Origin of the sequence: Aquimarina agarilytica ZC1 (genome assembly GCF_000255455.1) — a bacterium.
GTDB lineage: Bacteria > Bacteroidota > Bacteroidia > Flavobacteriales > Flavobacteriaceae > Aquimarina > Aquimarina agarilytica.
In genome coordinates, this window is sequence record NZ_JH621261.1 from 31,114 (window position 1) to 52,882 (window position 21,769).

The 21,769-nt window shown below is 33.0% G+C and carries 23 protein-coding genes and 1 riboswitch; of the genes, 4 read left to right on the top strand and 19 right to left on the bottom strand.

Going from position 1 to position 21,769, the window contains the following annotated elements:
• Positions 1 to 3: 3 nt before the first annotated feature.
• Positions 4 to 1,170, bottom strand: coding sequence for a homogentisate 1,2-dioxygenase (locus KQA_RS0210205; protein ID WP_010180750.1), 1,167 nt, complete (start codon positions 1,168 to 1,170; stop codon positions 4 to 6).
• Between the two features lie 16 nt (positions 1,171 to 1,186).
• Positions 1,187 to 2,446 carry a Glu/Leu/Phe/Val dehydrogenase dimerization domain-containing protein gene (locus KQA_RS0210210; RefSeq protein WP_010180752.1) on the bottom strand — a complete coding sequence of 420 codons (1,260 nt, stop codon included), beginning with the start codon at positions 2,444 to 2,446 and terminating at the stop codon, positions 1,187 to 1,189.
• 358 nt (positions 2,447 to 2,804) lie between these two features.
• Here KQA_RS0210210 and KQA_RS20760 point away from each other — a divergent pair, with 358 nt between their 5' ends.
• The gene (locus KQA_RS20760; protein ID WP_232285880.1) at positions 2,805 to 3,089 is read left to right on the top strand and encodes an Lrp/AsnC family transcriptional regulator; all 285 of its coding nucleotides are present in this window, start codon (positions 2,805 to 2,807) and stop codon (positions 3,087 to 3,089) included.
• Between the two features lie 8 nt (positions 3,090 to 3,097).
• Here the strand turns inward: KQA_RS20760 and KQA_RS0210220 are convergent, their stop codons facing one another.
• The 3 genes from KQA_RS0210220 to rlmD are packed head-to-tail and all read right to left on the bottom strand — an operon-like array spanning position 3,098 to position 5,778.
• Positions 3,098 to 3,847 carry a DUF6048 family protein gene (locus tag KQA_RS0210220; RefSeq protein WP_232285881.1) on the bottom strand — a complete coding sequence of 250 codons (750 nt, stop codon included), beginning with the start codon at positions 3,845 to 3,847 and terminating at the stop codon, positions 3,098 to 3,100.
• On the bottom strand, positions 3,810 to 4,343 hold the full coding sequence (locus KQA_RS0210225) for a DUF6452 family protein (RefSeq protein WP_010180759.1): 534 nt from the start codon (positions 4,341 to 4,343) through the stop codon (positions 3,810 to 3,812). The genes KQA_RS0210220 and KQA_RS0210225 overlap by 38 nt, the downstream gene beginning before the upstream one ends.
• A gap of 25 nt (positions 4,344 to 4,368) precedes the next feature.
• On the bottom strand, positions 4,369 to 5,778 hold the full coding sequence (gene rlmD / locus KQA_RS0210230) for a 23S rRNA (uracil(1939)-C(5))-methyltransferase RlmD (RefSeq protein ID WP_010180760.1): 1,410 nt from the start codon (positions 5,776 to 5,778) through the stop codon (positions 4,369 to 4,371).
• Between the two features lie 262 nt (positions 5,779 to 6,040).
• Here rlmD and KQA_RS0210240 point away from each other — a divergent pair, with 262 nt between their 5' ends.
• Positions 6,041 to 6,592 carry a Smr/MutS family protein gene (locus KQA_RS0210240; protein ID WP_010180764.1) on the top strand — a complete coding sequence of 184 codons (552 nt, stop codon included), beginning with the start codon at positions 6,041 to 6,043 and terminating at the stop codon, positions 6,590 to 6,592.
• Here the strand turns inward: KQA_RS0210240 and KQA_RS0210245 are convergent.
• The 5 genes from KQA_RS0210245 to KQA_RS19570 all read right to left on the bottom strand — a co-directional run bounded on the left by KQA_RS0210245 (position 6,589) and on the right by KQA_RS19570 (position 13,060).
• Complete coding sequence (locus KQA_RS0210245) at positions 6,589 to 7,563, bottom strand: hypothetical protein (RefSeq protein ID WP_010180767.1); 975 nt, start codon at positions 7,561 to 7,563, stop codon at positions 6,589 to 6,591. The genes KQA_RS0210240 and KQA_RS0210245 overlap by 4 nt on opposite strands.
• A gap of 179 nt (positions 7,564 to 7,742) precedes the next feature.
• On the bottom strand, positions 7,743 to 8,291 hold the full coding sequence (locus KQA_RS0210250) for an acyl-CoA thioesterase (RefSeq protein WP_010180769.1): 549 nt from the start codon (positions 8,289 to 8,291) through the stop codon (positions 7,743 to 7,745).
• Between the two features lie 79 nt (positions 8,292 to 8,370).
• Positions 8,371 to 8,739: a hypothetical protein gene (locus KQA_RS0210255; protein WP_010180770.1), complete on the bottom strand. Its 369-nt coding sequence runs from the start codon at positions 8,737 to 8,739 to the stop codon at positions 8,371 to 8,373.
• 52 nt (positions 8,740 to 8,791) lie between these two features.
• Positions 8,792 to 10,216 (bottom strand): DNA recombination protein RmuC, encoded by a 1,425-nt coding sequence (gene rmuC / locus KQA_RS0210260; protein ID WP_010180773.1) that lies wholly within the window; start codon positions 10,214 to 10,216, stop codon positions 8,792 to 8,794.
• Positions 10,217 to 10,369: 153 nt separating this feature from the next.
• Positions 10,370 to 13,060 carry an alpha-amylase family glycosyl hydrolase gene (locus tag KQA_RS19570; protein WP_081483251.1) on the bottom strand — a complete coding sequence of 897 codons (2,691 nt, stop codon included), beginning with the start codon at positions 13,058 to 13,060 and terminating at the stop codon, positions 10,370 to 10,372.
• 240 nt (positions 13,061 to 13,300) lie between these two features.
• On the opposite strand from KQA_RS19570, the gene KQA_RS0210270 reads away from it, so the two are divergent.
• Positions 13,301 to 13,750: a GNAT family N-acetyltransferase gene (locus tag KQA_RS0210270; protein WP_010180777.1), complete on the top strand. Its 450-nt coding sequence runs from the start codon at positions 13,301 to 13,303 to the stop codon at positions 13,748 to 13,750.
• An 85-nt stretch (positions 13,751 to 13,835) separates the two neighbouring features.
• Positions 13,836 to 14,144 carry a hypothetical protein gene (locus KQA_RS0210275; RefSeq protein ID WP_010180779.1) on the top strand — a complete coding sequence of 103 codons (309 nt, stop codon included), beginning with the start codon at positions 13,836 to 13,838 and terminating at the stop codon, positions 14,142 to 14,144.
• A gap of 47 nt (positions 14,145 to 14,191) precedes the next feature.
• Here KQA_RS0210275 and KQA_RS0210280 read toward each other — a convergent pair whose 3' ends face one another.
• From KQA_RS0210280 to KQA_RS0210315, 9 genes are all read right to left on the bottom strand, one after another.
• The gene (locus KQA_RS0210280) at positions 14,192 to 14,980 is read right to left on the bottom strand and encodes an ABC transporter ATP-binding protein (RefSeq protein WP_010180781.1); all 789 of its coding nucleotides are present in this window, start codon (positions 14,978 to 14,980) and stop codon (positions 14,192 to 14,194) included.
• The gene (locus KQA_RS0210285; RefSeq protein WP_050858539.1) at positions 14,980 to 15,966 is read right to left on the bottom strand and encodes an iron chelate uptake ABC transporter family permease subunit; all 987 of its coding nucleotides are present in this window, start codon (positions 15,964 to 15,966) and stop codon (positions 14,980 to 14,982) included. Before KQA_RS0210285 ends, KQA_RS0210280 begins: the two co-directional genes overlap by 1 nt.
• Before the next feature lie 47 nt (positions 15,967 to 16,013).
• Positions 16,014 to 17,156 carry an ABC transporter substrate-binding protein gene (locus tag KQA_RS0210290; RefSeq protein ID WP_010180786.1) on the bottom strand — a complete coding sequence of 381 codons (1,143 nt, stop codon included), beginning with the start codon at positions 17,154 to 17,156 and terminating at the stop codon, positions 16,014 to 16,016.
• Between the two features lie 12 nt (positions 17,157 to 17,168).
• Positions 17,169 to 17,744, bottom strand: a complete 576-nt coding sequence (locus KQA_RS0210295) for a histidine phosphatase family protein (RefSeq protein ID WP_010180787.1) — start codon at positions 17,742 to 17,744, stop codon at positions 17,169 to 17,171.
• On the bottom strand, positions 17,729 to 18,490 hold the full coding sequence (locus KQA_RS0210300; protein ID WP_010180789.1) for an adenosylcobinamide-GDP ribazoletransferase: 762 nt from the start codon (positions 18,488 to 18,490) through the stop codon (positions 17,729 to 17,731). The genes KQA_RS0210295 and KQA_RS0210300 overlap by 16 nt, the downstream gene beginning before the upstream one ends.
• A gap of 141 nt (positions 18,491 to 18,631) precedes the next feature.
• Positions 18,632 to 18,907 carry a DUF2188 domain-containing protein gene (locus KQA_RS21010; protein ID WP_081483253.1) on the bottom strand — a complete coding sequence of 92 codons (276 nt, stop codon included), beginning with the start codon at positions 18,905 to 18,907 and terminating at the stop codon, positions 18,632 to 18,634.
• 68 nt (positions 18,908 to 18,975) lie between these two features.
• Positions 18,976 to 19,650, bottom strand: coding sequence for a class I SAM-dependent methyltransferase (locus tag KQA_RS0210305; protein ID WP_010180791.1), 675 nt, complete (start codon positions 19,648 to 19,650; stop codon positions 18,976 to 18,978).
• A gap of 1 nt (position 19,651) precedes the next feature.
• Positions 19,652 to 20,692, bottom strand: a complete 1,041-nt coding sequence (cobT, locus tag KQA_RS0210310) for a nicotinate-nucleotide--dimethylbenzimidazole phosphoribosyltransferase (protein WP_010180792.1) — start codon at positions 20,690 to 20,692, stop codon at positions 19,652 to 19,654.
• Positions 20,693 to 20,882: 190 nt separating this feature from the next.
• Positions 20,883 to 21,386 carry a bifunctional adenosylcobinamide kinase/adenosylcobinamide-phosphate guanylyltransferase gene (locus tag KQA_RS0210315; RefSeq protein WP_010180794.1) on the bottom strand — a complete coding sequence of 168 codons (504 nt, stop codon included), beginning with the start codon at positions 21,384 to 21,386 and terminating at the stop codon, positions 20,883 to 20,885.
• 114 nt (positions 21,387 to 21,500) lie between these two features.
• Positions 21,501 to 21,753: riboswitch (cobalamin riboswitch) on the top strand.
• Positions 21,754 to 21,769 lie beyond the last annotated feature (16 nt).

Here is a 21,769-nt window from a genome sequence, read left to right on the forward strand (position 1 = left end):
GACTTATTTAATTTCATCTAACCAAGATTGGTAATAGGTTTCATCGGCAATTTTTAAGGCTTCCTCTGTCACCATTAAGGGGTTAAAAGTATCTACCATGACGGCTAATTCTTTTGTTTCTTTTTTGCCAATACTTTTCTCCATAGTTCCTGGGTGAGGTCCATGGGGTATTCCCGCCGGGTGTAGTGTTATTTGTCCTTTTTTAACATTGTTTCTACTCATAAAATCACCATCCACGTAATACAAAACTTCATCAGAATCTATATTGCTATGGTTGTAAGGAGCAGGAACTGCATTTGGATGATAATCATATAGGCGGGGTACAAAACTGCATATCACAAATGCATTGGTTTCAAAAGTTTGATGTACGGGAGGTGGTTGGTGAATTCTACCGGTAATAGGTTCAAAATCATGTATGGATAATTTATAAGGAAAATTGTAACCATCCCAACCTATAACACTAAAAGGGTGTGCTGCATACACGTATTCATGAATCATATTTTGTTTTTTAACTTTAATAATAAAATTGCCTTTTTTAGTATAAGTTTCTAATTCTGATGGGGCATGCATATCCCGTTCACAATAAGGGGCATGTTCTAGAAGCTGACCAAACCAATTGCGATATTTTTTTGGGGTGTATATGGGATTTTTAGATTCTATAATAAATAGTCTATTGTGTTCTGTATCAAAATCTATTTGATAAATAATTCCTCGAGGAATCACTATATAATCACCGTATTTAAAAGTGATATTACCAAGTTGTGTTCTTAACTTACCAGTACCTTGATGAATAAAGAGTATTTCATCGGAATCGGTGTTTTTATAAAAATAATTTAGTAATGATTTTCTAGGAGCAGCTAAAACAATATAACAGTCGTTATTAGCCAGTACTGTTTTTCTGCTTTCTAAAAAATCAGCTGTTGCTGGCACTTGAAAACCTTTTAAATTTAGTGCCTTCATATTTTTTTCTACGGCAATTTTAGGGGAAACATCATAAGATCGTATAATTTCTTTAACTTGTGTTGGTCGTTGTGTATGATATAAAAGTGATGACATACCATCAAAACCGATAGTACCAAAAAGTTCTTCGTGGTAAAAATCACCCTCATCGCTTTTAAAAACAGTATGTCTTTTAAGCGGTATTTTCCCTAATTTGTGATAGAAAGGCATAACAATAAATTTTAATTTACAGTAAAATTGGTACTATCTCTTTTTCATCTTTTTGTTGTAATTTTTGTATAGCTATATCCAAGGAATTCTTTGTTAAATTCAGGCCATTTGGACATAATTGGTAAGTTTCTAATAAGGCGTTTTTTATAATGTTTGATGTATCATCAAAAAGTATGGAGTCTGTAATTTCACCTTCATTCTCCATCAAGAAAGCAAAAACTCTAGCCATACCGCAATTGGCAATAAAATCGGGAATAATAGCTATTTTGCTATCTATTTCGGATAACAAAGGTCCCATAAAGATTTTATTGTCGTTAAAAGGGACATTTGCACCACAACTAACGACTTCTAAGCCATTTTTTAACATTTGATCCATATGTGATTTTTCAACCATTCTGGATCCAGCGGCAGGAATAAAAATTTGAGCGCCCGCATTCCATACTTTTTCCATGACATCATGATAAGAAAGGAAAGCATGTTGTTTATCTAAATTCGCTTTTTTTGCGAACAACTGTTTTACTTCTTCCAACGTATAGCCTTTGGTATTTATTAAGCCTCCGTTGTAATTTATAATTCCAATAATTTTAACACCATAACTGGCCAAAGTAACTCCAGCAGCTGCACCTACATTACCCCATCCTTGAATAATAGCTTTTTTGCCTTTTATATCACCTCCCCAAATAGTGTAATAGTGTTTAACGGCTTCGGCAACACCATAGCCTGTTATTAGGTCCGCTATTTTGTATGTTGTACTACCAGTTGGCATGTACTTATCATTAGTGACTAGTTTAGAAACACCATATTGTAAGCGTTCTATTTTTTTTCTATTCTTAGCTTTATCAATATTAAAATACCCATTTACAACTCCTTCTTGCGGATGTGTTAACCCATGGCTTTCTATAATTGGAATAACCTCGTATAACTCATCTATATTAAGATCACCTCCTGTGCCATAATAATTTTTTAGCAATGGCATAATAGCTTTATACCATCGTTTTAAGACTTCTTTTTTTCTGGGGTCTTGCGGATCAAAATTAATTCCAGATTTAGCACCACCAATTTGTGGACCAGATATGGTAAATTTTATTTCCATAGTTTTTGCTAAGGATTCCACCTCGGAACGATTTAAGCCTTTACGCATTCGAGTGCCACCACCTGCAGCTCCACCTCTTAACGAGTTTATGACTAACCATCCCTTAGCTTCGGACTCTTTATCGGTCCATTCAAAAACAATTTCTGGAGATTTTTTTTCAAAAACACTAATTAAACTTGACATAGGAACAGCGTATAACTATTAATATGATATTAAAGTTATATGATAAAATCAATAATATCATAATATGCTGTTTTTTATTCCTTATAATAGCATATTATTCTATTTTATTACATATTAAATAATTTTATTCTATTTTTGATTGTTTTGTAATAATTAAATAGAATAAAATGAGTGTTAAACTGAATGAAATAGATATTCGTATTTTAGATTTACTACAAGAAAACGGGCGTATTACCATAAAAAAATATCTGAAATACTGGGTTTATCAACAACACCAGTATTTGAAAGGCTAAAAAAGTTAGAAAAATCGGGTATAATAAAAGATTATGTAGCCTTATTGGATGAGCGAAAAATAGGAGTGAAACAGACTGTTTTTATTAGCTTGACTTTAAAAGAACATAGGAGAAGCTATTTGGATAAATTTGTGAAGGAAGTAGAAAAATTTACAGAGGTAACCGAGTGTTATCGGATTGCAGGTAATTTTGATTTTTTAATAAAAGTATTGGTCAAGGATATTGAAGCTTATGAAAATTTTATTTTAACAAAACTTTCTTTATTGCCTAATTTAGGAAATGTACAAAGCCACATAGCACTTTCTGAAACTAAAAATTCTACTAAAATAGATTTAAGTATTTTTAAGTAACGGAATAATTAGTTGTCCGTCTCTTTTTCTTGCTCCTTCTTTTTGATTTTTTGTTTCTTTTTGTAAAGCGGTATATAATAACTAATATAATAGTTGAATCCAGTACCAACGTCGCTGAAGTCACTAGTTTTTCCAAAACCAGGAATGAATGTATTGTCAAAACCATCAGGTTTATCTTCGGAAATCATAAATCTTAGTGATACATTAAAGCCAAGGAAGAGATTATTAAAAATTTCAGCTTTAAGTCCAGCTAAAAACTCAACCCAATGTGCTGTTAAGCCATCATTGGAAAAATCATTAGATAGTTGAGGGTTTTCAAAGAAAGAATTTCGGGTGGCAATGCTAAAATTATCTAATTCTTGATTAAATGTAGCCACTCCATAACGCAAACCAACAAAAATAAGGTTACGCATGCCTATTAAGTTTTTATGGGCATTATAGTCAACACCAGCCTTTAAGTAACCTCCACTTGTTGTGGTACTAATGCTGGTTTCATTTAGTTCAATTTTTTCGGTTCCAATTTCTGCAGCAGCATAATATTTTTTAGTCAATCGATAATCACCATTTATTTCAAAACCATTGTATTCATCGGAAGTTATGGTACGGATAATTTTGTTAAGATCTGTACCTATTCTTAGTCCGTAAGAATTGTTGAGTTTTAATTTTTTAGTAGCTGTAGTATCCGTATCCTGAGCTAAAAGTTGCCCTATACAAAAAAGGCTAATGAAAAATACGAACGTGCGCATTGTCTTCGTCATTTATGGTGTTGTTTTCAATTAAAATAGATTGAATCCAATTGGTGTTATCATCAAACATAGCGGTTTTACTTTTTATTTCTAGATTACTAAAAATAGTTTTAAAACCGCAGGCTTTGCTTACATATTCATTTTTTCGGTTATAGGTAATTTCAATAATATCCGATCGGATAATAGTTGGGTCTGTAGATCGGGCATTAATTTTAAACTCGTATTCAACTTTATCTTCATTAATGTTTAAAGGTATAGTAATAGAATCAAAACGATCAATACCTGGAACAATTCTTTCACTATCGGAAGTTAAACTTATTTCCAAGCCAGGGGCTTGTTTAGTAAGTGCTTGTTCTTCAGAGTTTCTAAATGTTATAATAAGCTGGGGTGTAATAGGCGTATTTTCTGTATCACAAATATCATCTCTTTCACAGCTGACAGATACTATAGTAACCAAACTTACTAAGGCAAGTAATGTATAAAAGAAATTATTTTTAATTATTTTCATAAGTGAGTTTGGTCTCTACTATTTTTTAGCGTAATTCTAATAAAACTACATTTTCTACGTGATGTGTTTGTGGAAACATATCAACGGCTTGAGTTTTACTTACTTTATAACTTTCATCTAATAACGCTAAATCTCGTGCTTGTGTGGCACTATTACAACTTACATATACAATTTTTTTAGGAGCTATACTCAAAATTTGAGCAACGACATCTTTATGCATTCCATCTCGTGGAGGATCAGTAATAATTACGTCGGGCATTCCATGTTGATCCACAAAACCAGCAGTAAATACTTTTTTCATATCACCTACATAAAACTCTACATTATCAATTTTGTTATGTTCGGCGTTTATTTTAGCGTCGGCAATGGCTTCGGGGACAGACTCAACACCTATGACATGTTTTGCTTTTTTGGAAACAAATTGAGCAATAGTACCAGTACCTGTGTATAAATCATAGACTAATTCATTTCCGGTTAAACCGGCAAAATCTCTAGTAATTTTATAGAGTTCAAAGGCTTGTTCGGAATTGGTTTGGTAAAATGATTTAGCGTTAATTTTAAAGCGCAAACCTTCCATTTCTTCTTCAATGAAATCTTTACCATGGAAGCAAATTACTTCTTGATCATATATGGTATCATTTCCTTTTGTGTTTACTACATATTGTAATGAAGTAATTTCAGGAAATTGTTCTTTAATATAGTTAAGTAATAACGTTCGTTTTTCTACATCTTCATAAAAAAATTGTACCAATACCATAATTTGATTGGTAGAAGTTGTACGAATCATTAATGAGCGTAAAAGTCCTTGTTGGTTACGTGCATTAAAAAAAGGAAGCTCGTTTTTAGTAGCAAATTCTTTAACCTTTGTTCTAATAGCGTTACTAGGATCTGCTTGTAAATGACACTTATTTAAATCTAGAATTTTATCCCACATGCCCGGGATGTGAAAACCAAGGGCATTACGATCATTAATTTGCTGATCACTTTTTATTTCGTCTAATGATAACCAACGACTATCACTAAATGAGAACTCCATTTTATTTCGGTAAAAGTATTTTTTTTCTGAACCTAAAATAGGTGTAATTTCTGGTAGGTCTACTTTACCAATTCGTTGCAGGTTATTAACAACTTCCTGTTCTTTAAAAAACAGTTGGTGCACATAACTCATATGTTGCCATTTGCAACCACCACAGGTGCCAAAATGCTCACAAACAGGTGTTGTACGTTTGTCTGAAAGAGACTTGAAATTTGTCGCATTACCTTCGTAATAAGCTTTTCGTTTTTTGAATACTTGTATGTCAACAACATCACCAGGAATAGCATTTGTTAAAAAAATAACTTTTCCATCAGGCGCTTTGGCAATACTTTTTCCTTTAGCTCCAGCGTCTATCACTTCAATGTCCTCAAAAAAAGGTTTTGTTTTCTTTCTTCCCATCTTGCAAAAATAGGCTTTTTGATAGCAAAATTAATCATGAATTTATTCATTTGTACTATTTTTGAAGCATGAATAAGTATTGGCCTTTTATAAGCTTGATTTTTGCAGCTTTTTTATTGTTTTTTAACACAGGAGTAAAAGAGTACACAGTGTATTGTCAAGTTGTGGGATTGTGTTTGGGGATGTTTTCGTTGTATAAATTATCCAAATCATTGCCGGAAAAACAAGAAGAAAATGAACAAGATAATTTAAAGTTTTAACCATGTTTGCAGTTGGGGATTATGTAATGGCTATAGATGATGATGTATATGGTCAAATAGTACGCAAGGAAAGTGATCACTATATGGTGCTTACTACTGATGGTTTTGAGGTAGCTTATGTTTCCAATGAATTAGTACTTGATAAGAGTAAGCAAGAAGCCTTAGATTTTAGTAGAAATTTTACAGCTTTGGCTAATGAAAATAGTTCGTTTAAAAAGCGTCCTAAAACGACTATCCAAAAAAAGAAAGAAAAGCAGCAACCTCCAATGGAAGTTGATTTACATATTCATAAGTTGGTGCCTAATACAAAAGGGATGACTAATTATGATATGATGACGATTCAATTGGATACGGCCAAACGTCAATTAGATTTTGCAATAAACAAACGTATTCCTAGAGTTGTATTTATACATGGAGTAGGAGCCGGGGTTTTAAAAGCAGAATTAGAATATATGTTTCAGCGCTATGAAAATGTACGAATTAGTGAGGGTGATTATCGGAAATATGGATTGGGAGCTATGGAAATTTATATTCTTCAAAACTCACGAAATTAGGGAGTCGTAGTAACAGGTGTTACTGGAGTATTTATAGGTACTACATTAGTCATTTGTCCAGATCTAGTAAAAACCCCAAAAACAAAATTATCTCTAATTATGGTGGTGTCTCCATTTGGATCAGATAGTCCTAAATTTTCGGATACAATAGTTGTTCGGTAAACGTTGGTAATTACATTATCAAGTAATTCATCCGCCTCAGTATTACTGGATGTATCTTCGGGGTCTAAATATTTAGCTATCCCATTCACACCATTAACAATAGCAGGATTTCTATTTTTTATAACCACTTCATTTCGAGTTAAAATACTATCATTATCATCATCTGGATCAAGGTGGTCATTAATGGAATCTCCATCGGTATCCCTTGCTACTCTTATCATAGAGTTATCATTTTTATCGGGATCGTCAACTAGAGCTAATTCATCTAATGTTCTTACATTATCATTATCATCATCAATGTCTCTGTAATCGGGAATACCATCATTATCGGAATCTCTTAAATCTTCATCGTTCATATCAGCTATAAAACCTTCTTCCGTATTAGGAATACCATCCTTGTCAATATCGTCATCGGCTACAATAGCCGTTCTAATAATAATTTGTCCCTGGTTGTCGCCAATTAATTCATTAACTATAGTATTGGTATTATCGGGTACTGGAGAACAAAAGTAATCAGATCCATTTAATCTATCCGAAAATTTTCGGTATACTACTTGAGCAGCACTACCAATTTGAATACGTCTACCATTTTCATCTGTCTCGGTTAGCCCTGTAAAAACTTCGTTAAGTTCTATAGATATCACTTCATTAGAACTGTTTATGTTATATAAAACAGTTCTGTTCGTGGTATTACAAAAGGTTAATTGGTTGTCCTGAAATTCAAAATTATTAATTACAATATCTCCATCATCACATGAAAATAATAGCGATAACGAAGTAAAAAGACTAATATATTTTAGGAATTTCATGGAAAACAATTTTGATGGCTAATTTCTGAAAAAATAATAGGTTCTACAATACAAACGCTATGTAATATATATAAGTTGCATACTATTTTGTTTTTAAAAAAAAGACGCTTCTTTTTTTAAGGAAGCGTCTTTTGGTATGAGAATAGGACTTGTTAGTTATGAATTTATAGTAGTCAATTCTATTTGTCTAATTCTAGTTTAACGTTGTAATTAGTTAATTTTTCCAAATGTTCTTCCACTTTAAAACTCGAGGATTTAAATTTAGCTCTTCTAAGCTTGCCTTCCTCTTGTCTGTGTGCACTACGTACAAAACGACGTACCGCAGAAACACTATTTAAAATAAGTCCAGGGACTGCAACAGATTTACCATTTGTATCTCTTGCAACCATGGTAAAATAAGAAGAATTACAATGCTTTTTTTCGCCAGTAGTAATGTTTTCGGCTTCGACACGAACACCTACAACCATTGATGAACGTCCAACAAAGTTTACAGAAGCTTTCATGGTAACTAATTCACCAACTTCAACAGGTTGTAAAAAATCAACTTTATCAACACTTGCAGTTACGGCATAATAACCAGAGTATTTGGCAGCACAAGCAAATGCAATTTGATCCATTAACGATAAAATATAACCTCCATGTATTTTTCCACTAAAATTTGAGTGGGAGGGAAGCATTAATTCTGAAATTGTAATATGCGATTCTTCGCTATGTTTAAATTGGGACATTATTTGTATTAATTGAGGGTTGTTCGTTGGGAGTTATCTGTTTTGTAGAACCAAAAACTAATTTCCAAAATTGGTCAATCTAGTTTTTGTTAAAGTGTGGGGAACTTTCAAGCTCTGCATTTATAATAAAATACTTTGTATCACCCAACCAAGCAAAGGTTCCAAAACGTTCTTTATAAGTTAACTTTACATATTTTCCTTGGTAAGCATCCAATTTATCAATGACTTCGGTGTTTTTATCTTCGACAGAAAAACTGAAAATTTGTGCTCCAGATATCCCTTGACTAATCTCACCTTCGTAGGTTTTAAAAAGTACTCCTTTTTTACTGAATTTAATTAATTCACCACTACGGGTACCTTCACTATATGATGCAAAATATACAACAGCAAAGTAGCCCGCATAAATTAAACTAATACCAGCTATGATCAGGAATAATATCTTTTTCATTTTTGTAAAATTTGAGATTCAAAATTAATGATTTTTTAAGTCATAAGAACTATTAAATATCCTCATCATTTGCACGCGCAATAATATTTTCGGGAAGCGCCTTTTTAGCTTTTGCCCCCATTTTTTTAAGTTTTTCAACACTTGTAATTAAATTACCACGACCAGTTACTAATTTATTCATAGCCGCACTATAATCTCTTTTGGTATCGTCAATTTTTTTACCAATTCCTGTTAAATCCTTTATTAAGCCTTCAAACTTATCATAAAGTGATCCAGCTTGTTTGGCAATATCTAAAGCATTTCGTTGTTGCTTTTCATTACTCCACATGGTATCAATAGTACGTAATGTAGCTAATAAAGTGGAAGGGGTAACAATCACAATGTTTTTTTCAAAAGCCTGATTGTACAAAGAGTTTTCTTTGTTTATAGCCACCGAAAAAGCAGTTTCGATAGGTACAAATAATAACACAAAATCTAAAGATTCAATATCATATAAGTCTTGGTAATTTTTAGCAGATAATTGATCCACATGTTTTTTAAGCGAATTAATATGCTCTTTTAAGTACACCTCTTTAAGCTCTTGCTCATCTTCGTTTATAAAGCGCTCATAGGCAATCAAGGTAACTTTTGAATCTATAATAATTCGTTTGCCATCGGGTAATAAAATGATCACATCGGGTAAGGCTCTAGTCCCATCTTCGCGCGTAAAGTTTTGTTGTACAAAGTATTCTCGATCTTTTTCTAATCCGGATTTTTCTAGGACACGTTCCAAAACTAGTTCCCCCCAATTTCCTTGCACTTTATTATCTCCTTTTAAGGCTTTGGTAAGGTTAGTGGCCTCCTTACTCATTTGGGCATTTAAATCTTTTAGTCCTAAAATTTGTTCTTTTAATGAAGCATTTGTGATAATATTTTCTTTGTGAGTTTCTTCAACCTTTTTTTCAAAAGTAGTAATACGCTCTTGTAAGGGCGTTAGGATATTTTTTATATTTTCTTTGTTTTGCTCTGTAAATTTACTGGACTTTTCGTCTAAAATTTTATTAGCAAGGTTTTCAAATTCTTTAGTAAATTTTTCTTGAAGTTGTTCTGTTTCCTTTTTTTGTTCTTGGTTTCTAAGAGCTAAATTATCAAATTCAGCATTTTTACGTGTTAATTCGGTATTCAGGAATTCTTTTTGTCTTCTAATAGCTTCGCGTTCTTCAATAAGTTCACGTTTTTCAGTATTAAATTTTTCATCTAAACTGTGTAATATATGCGTATGTTTTTCTTCTAAATCAGCTATGGCGTTAGTGTGTTTTTTTTCCGCTTCCGCTAGAAGTAACTGCTCTGATGCTAATTGTTGCTGTATTATTTTTAATTGATTTTCGGATGCTGATTGCCAATTTTTCTGGCGTAAGCCACTTGTGTATTTACCAATAAAAAAGCCCACAATTAGCGCTAAAAAAATACCAATAAGTAAAATGATTTCTTGTTGCATTTAGTATAAAGAATTAGAAAGTCAAAGATACATTTTTGCGTTTTTAATTCCTTAAAGTGTGAATGTTTTCCTGAGTAATTATTTTAGTAGATAGATAAAAGAACAGCTACTCATTGTTGAATAGCTGTTTTTAATGCTCATATAATGTATGAATTATGGTTTTACTATTTTTTTTAGATATTCCTTTTGTCCGATGTTTACTTTAATAAAATAGATTCCGCTGTCCCTATATTTTAAATAATTAAGATGATGAGAATTTGAATTACGATTCTCGGTTGTATTATACGTTTTTAGTGTTTTTCCATTGATATCTATAATAGATATTTCAATATCATTTTTTTCGTTGTCGGTATTCCATGCAATTACAGCATCTATGGACCATGGATTAGGGTAAATAGCAACTTCTTTTTTTAGAGTTGTATTTAATTTTTTTGCCGAATTTTGTTCGGGATCAAAATCAAACCAAACTCCGTTGTAGTACCAGCTATCATTACATCTAAATAAATCTTCGGTTTGATTATTGCCGTTAGTACTAAAAATCAAATTAGTACAAGTAACTCCCTCTAGGGTGATTTTATACCAATCATTAGCTTCACTTTCCATTGGAATTCCTGGCCAATTTGTAGTTAATGTAGTGGGCTCTGTATTCCAATAATATAAGCTAGGAGTAGCTAAAGTACCCTTATAATGAATAGTCATTGAATTCGATGTATCGTTGTTTTGAGTTGGATATTCATCATACCAAATATCATCAATGTACCAGCCATCTTGATTTCTAAAAAGATCTACTGTTTTATTAGCTCCAGCATCACTAAAAATAAGGTTTGTGGCAGTTGTTCCATCAAAAATATATTCGAAAATATCATTTTCTTGTGTATCATACATTAATGGTCCGGGCCAATTTACAGCAGGTAATCCACTAGGCGAAGGATTCCAATAATATACATTTACTTGTGTCCAATTGGATGGTTTTTTAAAATAAACATGCAAACCATTACCGGTTGGCTTTGTGGGAGGTGTAATCACTACTGGGCTTGATGAGCCATCACAAGGTTCAAAAAAGCCTGCATTACAGTTTCCAATCATTCCTGGACCATTACGCACATAAATTCCAGCGGAACCGGAGGTTACATTAAAATTAAGTGTCCCATTGGTGACATTTATTTCTCTGCCAGTTACGGCATCTCTGTAAATTCCATTTGACATTCCATTAATTGAAAATGAAGCGCCTCCATCTTTAGCTAACCCAACAGCAACTTCACTATTTTGAAATATTCTTTTATATGCAACTGCATTACCAGGGGCATCTTTCCATGTCCAAGTTCCTTTTTGTAAGGCAGGAACAGCTTTTCTAATTGCATTTAGTTTTTTGATATGTTGGTATATTTTATTTTCCGGTGCTTGAAGCATGCTGTTACCATAGTAAGCACGACCAGTTTTGTCAATGGATTGTCGAATGCCTGAAGCATCATGAATGTCGGCAAATTCACCAGCTTTAAACCTCATTTCGGTTCCATAATATACACTAGGAATCCCACGCCATGTAAACATAAAATTCATACAAGCAGCTAAGTTTTCATCGGTTCCTCCATAGCGTCTATTCCAATCGTTATTGGGGCCAAAGTCATGATTATCGAGCCAAGTTACTAATGTAGATGGGTCACTATACAGGTAATCATATCTGGCAGCAGCTTTTACGGTTGGAAATGATTGTCCCTCTTCAAAAGTTCCATGAAATGTAGCCTCGGCATAAAAATCAATGACAGCCATATCCAAAGGAGCAGAGTTATTTACGGCTCCTCGCCAAGTGTAATAATGAGGGTTGGTTTCTTCGACAGGGTGTAATTCATGTCGCTTTTGTGCTACCTCACCAAAAATGAATAAATCTGGGTTTATAGCTTTAAAGGCATCAAAAAAATAGATAACATCTTCTTTACTCATATGTTTAATGGTATCCCACCTAAAGGCATCAACCCCCATATTTATATATTTAGCGTAAGCACTAACTAAATACTCTCTTACTTTAGAGCTGCTAGTGTTTAAGTCTGGAGTATCACCGGCTAAAGCTCTATTTTGTAAATTTTCGGTATCATCAAAACCTTGTGCAAAACCATTACCTGAATGATGATACCATTCGGGATCTGTAGTGTCTACATAGTTTTGTTTACTAGGAAAGTTGTAATTCGCTAGGTTTTGATTAAAAGGAGCGGGCATTTTAGCTAAATTGGCTCTACTCCATAGTAAGCCATCATCTGGGTTTGGAGTAATCCCATCATATTCCCAATTGGGATTATCAATAGCAAACCAAGGTTTGGTAGGATCTGTGTTGTATTTTATTTCGGCTACATCTTTAATACCATATCTTCCAGAATGATTCGTTACCACATCAAGGACAATTTTCATTCCTTTGGCGTGGACTTCGTTAATCAAATCTTGAAAAGTAGCACCAGGAGATTCTAATCTAGGATCTACTTTTGTAAAATCCCATGCATGGTAGCCATGGTAATCCAAAGGACTTCTATTATGAACAATTGGTGTTATCCAAATTGCGGTAAACCCTAAATCCTTAATGTAGTCCAATCTTTCAATAAGTCCTTTGAAATCTCCCCTCCATGTAACATCATTAGGATCAGTAATACTAGGATTAATTTCGGGATCTACATTGTATGATGACCATTCTGTAGGAGCATTATTGGTAGGATCTCCATCGTTAAATCGGGAGGTTAATAGGAAATAGATAGTTTCTTCTCTAAAATCTACTTGGGCTACTCCCATAAGCGGGACTAAGTATAGGAAAAATAAGAGATTTGCATGTACGAGTAATTTAACTTTATTTTTTTTCATCGCTATTGAGTTGAGTTAATTTCAAAAAACCTTTTGTTTTTTTGAGAAATTTGTATTTAAAGCAATGATATATAATTATTTGATATTAAGTTGAATAGGGTGAAAATGCAAACGTTTTCGTGTTGATAAGTTTTTGTATATTAGAATTTTACAAGATCAATTAGCCTTATAGTTCACCTGCCGAAGGAATTATTTTTTTCAATTTATTGGGTGGATTTAATAGCATTAAATGTGTATTGCATGATCAAATTAATAAGAACGAATTCTAGTAATTCTGATTTTAGTAAACTAGTAAAACATCTTGATGCTTATTTAGCTAAAATTGATGGAGATGAGCATGATTTTTATGCGCAGTTTAATAAAATTAACGCTTTACAGTATGTGGTGGTTGCTTATGAGAATGATCAACCCATTAGTTGTGGTGCCATAAAGCAAGTTGGTAATGGTAGTATGGAAGTAAAGCGGATGTATACGCTACCAGAATACAGAGGAAAAGGAATAGCTACAAGAGTATTACTCGAACTGGAACAATGGGCAAAAGAATTATCATATGATCAATGTGTATTGGAAACAGGAAAACGACAACCAGAAGCTATTCGGTTGTATGAAAAAAATGGCTATCAATTGATTCCTAATTATGGACAATATGTAGGTGTTGAAAATAGTCTTTGTTTTGGGAAGTGGTTGTGATTTTAATACCTAATTTTTAGGATAATAGTTTTGTAATACCATTAATATGTATGTATAATTGCAAAAAATTATACATACATATTTTATGAAATTATTACCAACTATTTTAGTATCAAGTTTATTTTTATTTTCCTGCAGTGATGATGATGATAGTAACGGATTCCAAGAAGGATGGAATGATCAATTGGTTGAACAGTTTGCGTTAGCATGTAATTCCGAAGAAGTAGAAGAGACTATCAATGAAGAAGAAGGAATTGATGTTGAATTGGATTGCGATTGTGTAGCAAAAGAATCCGCTAAATTTGCTCCTTTATCCAAATTTATTAATGACTCGTTTACGCAAAAAGAAGAAACAGAATATGGACTTATTTTAATTAGAAATTGTACTAAATAACGAAAAAACAAAAAAATCGAGTAGATACAACTATTCGATTTTTTTGTTTAATTTTTTTTAAACAAAAACTTACCCAATTGTTTATCAAAATGAACTTTTGAATTTTTAAAAAGTTCATTTAATAAGTTACTTTCAACAAGCTCTTTTGGTGTGTGTAATGCTACTTTTTTACTAGAAATACTAAGTACTTGATCACAAACTTGGAGTGAAAGCTCAATTTCGTGCGATGAATACACAATGGTTTTATTAAACTGCTTGCATAAACGTTGTAACAAAGTAAGTGTTTCCACTTTATGGTGTAAATCTAAATGTGTGGTAGGTTCATCTAAAAAAATGAGTGGTGTATTTTGAGCAATAGCTCTGGCAATAAAAACACGTTGTAATTGTCCATCACTAAGGGTATTACATTTTTTATACTTTAAATGATCTAAATCGGTAAGTTGTAAAGCCTTTTCAATTTCATTACGATCAATATTAGTAAGAGTATCTAGCCAATTGGTATAGGGTTGTCTTCCCAGGCTTACTAGTTCATGTACACTTAAACTACTTGGAATCATCGTTTCGGTATGCACCCAACTTACTTGTTTAGCCCATTGGTTTATAGCGTAGCTTTCTATAGGCATGTTACCAATACGTATGTTTCCCGAAATTTTGGGTTGCTGGTGTGCCAGGGTACGTAATAAAGTAGATTTCCCTGTTCCATTAGCACCAATAATACTCACTAAATTTCCTTTGGGAATGGCAAATGAAATATCGGTTAGAATTTCCTCATGTTTTTTTCCTTGGAAATACCCAATGCTTAGGTGTTCAACAAATATACTTTTATCCCTTTTCATTAAAACACTATTTTTCGATTACGAATTAACAAAGTAATAATCACTGGAGCACCAATAAGTGCGGTAATGGCATTAATGGGTAACATTAATTCGCTACTAGGTAGTTGCGAAATGGTATCGCAAATAAGCATTAATATACTTCCCAAAAGGATAACAGCAGGCAATAGTATTTTATGATTAGAGGTTTTAAACAATTGTCGTGTTAAATGTGGAATGGCTAAGCCAATAAAAGCAATGGGGCCAGCAAAGGCAGTGATCACCCCACATAATAAGCTAGTCCCTAGAATAATTAAAAAACGACTTTGTTGAATATTTTGCCCCATACTTTTGGCATAAGCTTCTCCTAATTGTAAACTATTTAAAGCTTTAATAGCGGTTAAACTAACAAGGATTCCCATGCTATAAAAACCCAAAAACCAATAAAGTTCATGCCATGATAGGTTTCCTAAACTTCCAAACCCCCAAAATATATATTGTTGTAAAGCTTCCGCAGAAGCGAAAAAAGAAAGGACACTCACTATACCAGCGGTAATACTGGCAAACATAAGTCCGATAATAAGTATGGCCATGTGATCTTTTACTCTAGTAGATAATAATAAAACACATAATAAAACTAAAAAACTCCCTAGACTAGCAGCAATAGCATAACTCCATTTTTGCGAAAAAATAAATTCAAGTCCACCAAATAAACTAGCGCCCATAATGCATAAAGCTACGCCCAAACTAGCACCAGAACTTAGGCCCAGTACATAAGGACCAGCTAAAGGATTTCGGAATAAAGTTTGCATGAGTAGGCCTGCAACTCCTAAGCCACTACCGACCAAAATAGCGGTTATGGATTTGGGTAAACGATATATCCAAAGAATGTGTTCCCAACTTTCTTTTATAGTTCCGGTACCTGTAATACTATGGATTATTTTGCTAAAAGGAATAGCCACCGAACCCAAACTAAGGTTAAGTAACCAAGTAAAGACTAATCCTATGATTAGTGCTACAAAAGTAGTGCTATATGAAATTGTAGGCTTGCTAATGATTATTCTAGTTTTTGATAAAAATGAAATTGGTGATTGGGGACTAAGTTAGGGTGAAAAATTTTGATAAGATCCAGTAACACCCAGTCAGCTCTAAGTGAGCCTTGCTCATAGTAAAGTATGCCTCCTGTAGCCCCTTTTTTTATATCCTTTGAAAATATTTGTTGTTGAGAGTAGGCATCAAATAAGGTGTATTTTTCTTCAAAATTACCTAGAGCTTTGGTGCTTGTAAAATTACCGCCTCCAATCCAAATAGCTGCATGTTGCGCTTTATCATAAACGGATTCAAAATTTAAAGCTAAACTCCCTGTGTTGGTATCTGTTTTCCATAAATAATCACCTCCAGCATCATGGATTAATTTTGCAGCGTAGCTATTTCCACCAGGGACGTACCAAACATCCTTATACATGTTACCCGATAAAATAGTAGGCTTTTGTGTAATTGCTTGGGCTAATTTTTTTCCTTCTAAATAATTTTTTTCGATACTATTAAAATAGCTAATAGCTTCCTTTTCTTTATCAAATAAATACCCAAATACTTTAATCCATTCGGCTCTTCCTAAAGGATGTGATTCTAACCAAGAACCATTCATTACGGTAGTAATACCTGAGCGTTCAAACAAATCAAATGCTTTAACATTAGCATTAGAACTAAAACCAACAATAAGTTCGGGTTGTAAGTCAAGAATCAATTCAGTGTTTAAATTGAGTAGATTCCCTACATTTTTAATTTGCCCCGCATCAATACGTTTTCTGGTTTTTTTGGCAGAAATATATTTAGGTTCAGGGAATCCTACTAAGGTACGCTCCACGCCAAGAGCTTCCAATAAAGGGATATCGGTAGTTGAGGTCACTAAAACTCGTTCAACTGGGGTTCGAATTATTTTTTGGTTTTTAATGGTTTCTGGAATTACTTTATTTTTTGGCACAAAGTAATAGGTGAGTGTATCCACTGCATTTGGCCAAGGTTTATTAACTTGTAATTTTGTATAGTTTTCGCTTTTGTATATTACAAAGCCATCAGCATAACTTATTTTTTCAGCACTATGGTGTAATGCTATTTTCGCTTTCGCTGAAGTTTGTTTTTTACAACTAACTAAAGAAGAAACTAGGCAAAAAATAAAAAGTATAGGTATAAGCTTCATAAATAGAAAATATTAAAAGGCAATAGGAGTTTCCAGACCAGCAGTTACAGTAAATTTATTATTGATATATGTTAATCGAATTACTTGTCCATAATCCAATTTAATACTAAAAGAGTCTTTTAAAGGAATATCCAGTACACTTGCCAAAAAAGCACGCATAGGGCCTGCATGACTTACAATAATTATAGGGGTTTCGGTAGGTATTTTTGTTAACTTATCAAAAAAAGTGAGCACACGTTTGTTTAATTCTAAATAAGATTCGCCACAAGGCGGTTTTTCGGTAACAAAATTAGCCATCCAAGGATCAATTTCACTGCTAGGTATAGCATTCCATGGAATATTTTCCCATGTGCCAAAATTAAGTTCTTTTAATTCGCTACGTAGTGAAATTGGATTACCTAATTGACAAGCTAGTTTGTAACAACGTAAAAGAGGACTCGAATATAGTTCTGCTTCTTTTACAGGAAGTTGTTTTTTGATCAAAGCTACTTCATCCACAAAACTATCGGTAACATCCAAATTGAGTTGCCCGTAACAAATTCCTTTGTCTATTTTAGGTGTGGTATGCCTAACTAAATAAATTTCCATAATGCGACTAAACTTAAATAAATAACAACTTCACTTAATTGTTGTACCGCTCCGGCACAATCACCAGTTTGCCCACCAATCCATTTGGTGAATTTTTGCCCTAAATACATTTTAGAAATATAAGCAGGAATTACTATTAAAAATACCCAAACATTTTGAAATAGCAGTAATGGAAGTATACCAAATATACCAGCAATACTTAGTTGTGTAATGGTCATGCTTTGCGCAGAAGGTTTGATTTTACTCTTTTCAATATCCTGAACATAAGAATGGGTAAATAGGAGGGTAGTCGCCATAAAACGACTCAATGCATGGGCAGATATAATAGCGATACTAATTTGTGTCGAATTCATTTCGCGTAAAGCGGTAAACTTTATACCCAATAACAAAATAAGTCCGATAACGCCATAGGTCCCCAAACGAGAATCCTTCATAATCATTAAAATCTTTTCCTTAGTCCATCCACCACCAAAGCCATCGCAAACATCGGCAAAACCGTCTTCGTGAAATCCAGCAGTAATAAAAATAGTACTTGCCATACTAATTAATAGTGAAATTTCGATTGAAAAAATAAGTTGCGCTACATAAAAAAAGAAGGCGCCAATACCGCCTACGATACTACCAACTAAAGGAAAATATTTACTGCTTTTTTGTAAATAAGTGGGGTCATGATTTACCCATTTAGGACACGGAATACGTGTAAAAAACATAAGTGCGGTAAAAAATATATGTATTTCTTTTTTCAAAAGGAGTTTGTTTTACATACTGCAAACTTAGATCTTTTAATAAATTTATAAAGCGTAATTATAAAATTTAAGCTTTAAAATCATTGTCAAAAGGACAATTTATAAAAACGTTAGTTTCAAAAGGCATGAAAAATAGTGTTATTATCCAGCAAAAGAAATTCGGTTTTCAATTTCTCCAGTTTTTGTATGAATAATTACTTCACCATTTATTTTATGGGCAGTTTGTTTCGCAAATTCAATAACACTTAATCGAGTACCAAAAACTTTAGTAGCACGCGTATTTCCATCAGCAACTAAAGTCCATTTCCTTTCACCTCCTACTATTACATGATATTTGCTAGATTTTAGCGGCTTAGCAGAAACAGCAACGCTATTGCCTAGTTTTTTTTGTATAAATTCTTTTTTATAACATAATATTCTATATGCATCATTTTAATTGTAAAATACAACTATTTTATAGTTTTTTTTAAAGATGATAATTACAATTAGACTTCATACAGAGTAGTTACAATAGCCCCTTTGTTATTTTCTAAATTAATACTTAAAAGTTGTTTTGCCTGTTTAACTTTAAAATTAAATGGAGGAGCTAACAAATTTAAACCACTGTGTTTTTTTAATCGAATGCCCTGTCCCGAAATGATATCTTTATTGGCTATAAAGTTTCCTTTTGGAATATGTTCTGTGAGTATAACATATTTATAATTACCTAATTTTTCAACAACTTCGTGGACTTCATTATTTGATAAATGTTGTAATACTTGGCGGAGTATAACACAATCCGCTTTTGGGAGTTTATTTGTAGCAATATCTAAACAAATAAATGCTAAATTTTCAGCTGTAAATTTTAACTTGTTCCTTTCAATAAGTGGTGCTACAATATCTACGGCAGTGTATTTTTTAGTGTATTTAACGAGTTCCTTACCAATATTAAAATCACCACAACCTAAATCACATACACTAAGTGGATTGTTAAACGACATTAAAAATGACTTTACAATAGTAATATAAGGGTTTATAATGTTTGGATGATGAGAACCATCGCCTGAATAAAAATCAAAAGTTTCATCACCACCCCAAAGTTTTAGTTCATAAATCTGTTCCATAGCATCTTTGGTAGGCCATGGTTTTTTGGTTTTATTGGATTCATTTTTTTGTGTCATGTTATGATTCACTTTTACTCACTCCAGCACTTTCAAAACTAGCCATTTCATTTAAAAAATTAACAGCTGATTCAAGTAAAGGATAGGCTAATGCAACTCCAGTTCCTTCACCTAATCGTAAGCCTAAGTTTAGAATTGTTTTCTTTTCTAAATAGTCAATCATTTTTACGTGTCCTTGTTCATTAGACTGGTGACAAATGATACAATAATCCATTACATTTTCATTCATGGCATTGGCAAATAGTAGTGCTGAGGTTACTATAAAACCATCAATGAGTACGGTCATTTTTAATTCGGCAGCTTTTAAAATACCACCAGCAATCATAGCAATTTCAAAACCGCCAAAAGTTGCCATAATATCAGGAAGTGTGTATGGGAAATGCGTGTCTAAAACTTTACCTAAAATTTCTCCTTTTTTTATAATCCTTTCTTTGTTTAATCCGGTTCCAGCACCAACGCATTCTTCAATATAAGTATTAGTAAGCGCAGCCATTAATAGCGCTGCAGCCGAGGTGTTTCCAATACCCATTTCGCCAAAACCAATACTATTACAACCTTTTTTAAATTCATTTTCAACTAATTCTGCCCCTTTTGCTATGGCTTTATGATATTGATCAATGCTCATTGCAGGGGATTCAAGTACGTTTTTGGTTCCGTAATCAATTTTGGCATCAATTAAGTTAGGGAGTTCTCCAAAATCATGATTCACACCAGCATCAATAACTTTTAGGTTAATATTATTTTGCTTACTAAACACATTAATTGCAGCACCACCACTTAAAAAATTATACACCATTTGTGCGGTTACTTCTTGTGGATAGGCATTAACTTCATTGTCCTTAGCAATACCATGGTCGGCAGCAAAAACTAAGATCGTTGGGTGTGTTAATTGTGGGGTTAATGATTGTTGTATTAGTCCAATTTTTAAAGCCAAACCTTCTAAATCACCAAGTGCACCAATTGGTTTTGTTTTATTGTCAATTTTATGAAGGATTTTTTCTGCTATAGCAGTATCTACTTTAGTTATATTGAAATTGGTCATTTTTTTATTGGTTGTTGGTTGAGAGTTGTCAGTTTTCAGTTGTGTGTTGTTGGTTATTCGTTGATATAAGTTGCGAGTGAAAAATTATAAACGTAAAACGGATGAAAGTATATTTCTTGTACGAAGAATTTAACTTTTTTATCCTTTAGTCTTTCAACTCCCAACTTATAAGGCTCAACTTTTTATATCTTTATTTTAACTTCATTGGTAATCCCGAAACCATAAAAGTAGCTTTATTGGCATGTTTGGCAATATGTTGATTCATCCAACCTTGAAGTTCGGTGAATTTTCTTCCTATTTCGGTTTGAGCATGTACTCCCATACCGATCTCGTTGGAAATGATAATAATAGTAGCATCAATGCTTAGTAGTTTACCAAACTCTTTTTTTGCATCTGCTAAAGCTAAATCTACGTTGTTATTATGATCTACAAAAAAATTGGTAAGCCATAAAGTCATACAATCAACAACATAGGTGTGATTAGGAGTGATCACATTAGCGAGTTGTTTTTCTTCTTCAATGGAAGTCCAACGTTCATCGCGATCAGATACGTGTCGATCAATACGTTTTTGGTGATCAGCATCCCAAATCCGTGACGTAGCAATATATACAGGAGTATTACTATGTTTTAAAGCTAATTGTTGTGCAAAACTACTTTTTCCAGAGCGTTCACCGCCAGTAATGTAATGGATCATTTTTGATTTTAATAGCTGTTTATACTTAGGCACATTTGAGAAACAAAGTTAAGTGAGTTAATTTTGGAAACGAAAGTTTTCTGCTTATATCTTTTTATATCTAAATATTGGGAGTACTTTTGCAGCGAATTTGGTTTTTATGCTATTCAAATTTATTTGGGAGCTAAAATTAAAAGGGAATCTTGTTAAAATCAAGAACTGTACCCGCAACTGTATGCTTAGCCTTAATAGGTGCTTATTACATTCTGAGACCACTATTTTTATCCATATTGCGGATTATTCGTAAGATTAATCTTGAAATATAATAAAAATGGGAAGGTAGTAATAAGACGCAAGTCAGGAGACCTGCCATATTTGTAATATAAATTCTTTCGGGAGTAAAG

Excerpts from the sequence above, each read along its gene's own strand:
- KQA_RS0210275 (WP_010180779.1), top strand. The coding sequence starts at position 13,836 with ATGAAATTATTACCAACTATTTTAGTATCAAGTTTATTTTTATTTTCC.
- KQA_RS0210255 (WP_010180770.1), bottom strand. The coding sequence starts at position 8,739 with ATGAAAAAGATATTATTCCTGATCATAGCTGGTATTAGTTTAATTTAT.
- KQA_RS0210225 (WP_010180759.1), bottom strand. The coding sequence starts at position 4,343 with ATGAAAATAATTAAAAATAATTTCTTTTATACATTACTTGCCTTAGTA.
- KQA_RS0210245 (WP_010180767.1), bottom strand. The coding sequence starts at position 7,563 with ATGAAATTCCTAAAATATATTAGTCTTTTTACTTCGTTATCGCTATTA.
- KQA_RS0210250 (WP_010180769.1), bottom strand. The coding sequence starts at position 8,291 with ATGTCCCAATTTAAACATAGCGAAGAATCGCATATTACAATTTCAGAA.
- KQA_RS0210205 (WP_010180750.1), bottom strand. The coding sequence starts at position 1,170 with ATGCCTTTCTATCACAAATTAGGGAAAATACCGCTTAAAAGACATACT.
- cobT (WP_010180792.1), bottom strand. The coding sequence starts at position 20,692 with ATGACCAATTTCAATATAACTAAAGTAGATACTGCTATAGCAGAAAAA.
- KQA_RS0210210 (WP_010180752.1), bottom strand. The coding sequence starts at position 2,446 with ATGTCAAGTTTAATTAGTGTTTTTGAAAAAAAATCTCCAGAAATTGTT.
- rmuC (WP_010180773.1), bottom strand. The coding sequence starts at position 10,216 with ATGCAACAAGAAATCATTTTACTTATTGGTATTTTTTTAGCGCTAATT.
- KQA_RS0210220 (WP_232285881.1), bottom strand. The coding sequence starts at position 3,847 with ATGACGAAGACAATGCGCACGTTCGTATTTTTCATTAGCCTTTTTTGT.
- rlmD (WP_010180760.1), bottom strand. The coding sequence starts at position 5,778 with ATGGGAAGAAAGAAAACAAAACCTTTTTTTGAGGACATTGAAGTGATA.
- KQA_RS0210270 (WP_010180777.1), top strand. The coding sequence starts at position 13,301 with ATGATCAAATTAATAAGAACGAATTCTAGTAATTCTGATTTTAGTAAA.
- KQA_RS0210280 (WP_010180781.1), bottom strand. The coding sequence starts at position 14,980 with ATGAAAAGGGATAAAAGTATATTTGTTGAACACCTAAGCATTGGGTAT.
- KQA_RS19570 (WP_081483251.1), bottom strand. The coding sequence starts at position 13,060 with ATGAAAAAAAATAAAGTTAAATTACTCGTACATGCAAATCTCTTATTT.
- KQA_RS0210290 (WP_010180786.1), bottom strand. The coding sequence starts at position 17,156 with ATGAAGCTTATACCTATACTTTTTATTTTTTGCCTAGTTTCTTCTTTA.
- KQA_RS0210295 (WP_010180787.1), bottom strand. The coding sequence starts at position 17,744 with ATGGAAATTTATTTAGTTAGGCATACCACACCTAAAATAGACAAAGGA.
- KQA_RS0210305 (WP_010180791.1), bottom strand. The coding sequence starts at position 19,650 with ATGACACAAAAAAATGAATCCAATAAAACCAAAAAACCATGGCCTACC.
- KQA_RS0210315 (WP_010180794.1), bottom strand. The coding sequence starts at position 21,386 with ATGATCCATTACATTACTGGCGGTGAACGCTCTGGAAAAAGTAGTTTT.
- KQA_RS0210240 (WP_010180764.1), top strand. The coding sequence starts at position 6,041 with ATGTTTGCAGTTGGGGATTATGTAATGGCTATAGATGATGATGTATAT.